The organism is Nocardia araoensis NBRC 100135 (genome assembly GCF_000308435.1).
Lineage (GTDB): Bacteria > Actinomycetota > Actinomycetes > Mycobacteriales > Mycobacteriaceae > Nocardia > Nocardia araoensis.
The window spans coordinates 1-1,382 of the sequence record NZ_BAFR01000194.1; the positions used below are offsets into that span (position 1 = coordinate 1).

Below are 1,382 nucleotides of genomic sequence, written 5' to 3' on the forward strand. Positions count from 1 at the left end.
CTGCCCGATCCGGGTCCGGGGGTCGGTGACGAACGCCTCGAGGACTCGTAGCAGGCGGGTACCGATCTCGTGCACGGTGCGGGTGTCGAACAGGTCCGTGGCGTAACCGATGGTCAACGCCACGTCCCCGCCCTGCGCGGCCGGGCGTGGGACGACGGTGAATTCGAGATCGAACTTGATCGTCGAGACCGGGGCCGGGAACGGCGACACCTCGAGCCCGTCGAGTCCGAGCTCGATCTCACCGAGGTCCTGGAAGGCCAGCATCACCTGGAACAGCGGATGCCGGGCACCCGACCGTTCCGGGTTGAGTAGCTCCACGATCCGTTCGAAGGGGACATCGGCGTGGGCGAAGGCATCCAGATCCCCGCGCCGGATCCGGGTCAACAGTTCGGTGACCGATTCGCTGTCGTGGACCTCGGCCCGCAGGACCAGGGTGTTGACGAACATGCCGACCACGTTGTCGAGGTCGCTGTGCCCGCGGCCGGCGACCGGGGTACCCACAGCGATGTCGTTGCCCAGATCGGCACTCAACCGGGTCAGCACGACCGCCAACGCCGCATGCCACACCATCAACACCGATGCCTGATGCGCGCGGCCCAGCTGCTCGATCCGTTCTACCAGCACCGGATCCAGCTCGAACCCGACACTGTCACCACGGTGGGAGGCTACCGACGGTCGGGGCCGATCCAGCGGCAATGCCGATTCCTCGGGCAACTCGCTCAACACCGACTGCCAGTACCGGGTCTGGCGCGCCAGCAGCGATTCGGGATCGGACTCGGTTCCCAACACCGCACGCTGCCACAACGCGAAATCAGCGGGCTGGACCGGCAACGCGGTCCACGACGGCGCCTGGCCGTGTAGCCGCGCCCGATACGCGCTCATCACATCACGAGCGAACGGCGCCATCGAGAACCCGTCGGCATTGATGTGATGGACCACCAACACCAGCACATGCTCGACCGGGGTGACAGCGAACAACCCGACCCGCACCAGCGCGTCGGTGGTGACATCGAAGCCCGTAGCACCGAACGCGGTCACCGCCTCCGAGAGCCGGTCACGATCGACATCGACAACAGCCACACCGTCGATCACCTGCGCTGTCGGCAGGATCTGCTGATAGGCGACCCCATCGTGTTCGGGATAACGAGTCCGTAGTGCCTCGTGTCGTTCCACCACATCGACCAACGCCGCCGACAACGCCGACACATCCAACACACCGGTCAACCGCAGCGCCCAGGGCATGTTGTAGGCCGCGGACTGCGGGTCGTACCGGTTGAGGAACCACAACCGCTGCTGAGCCAGCGACAACGGCACCCGCTCCGGGCGAGGACCGGCCACCAGCTCGGGGACCACGCCACCGGCCTGCCCGCCCAGGACCCGGG

The 1,382-nt window shown here is 66.8% G+C and carries 1 protein-coding gene; it reads right to left on the reverse strand.

From position 1 onward, the window contains the following. Positions 1-1,382 (reverse strand): condensation domain-containing protein (locus tag ON21_RS25325; RefSeq protein WP_245562727.1); only part of this gene is annotated, 1,382 nt, incomplete at both ends.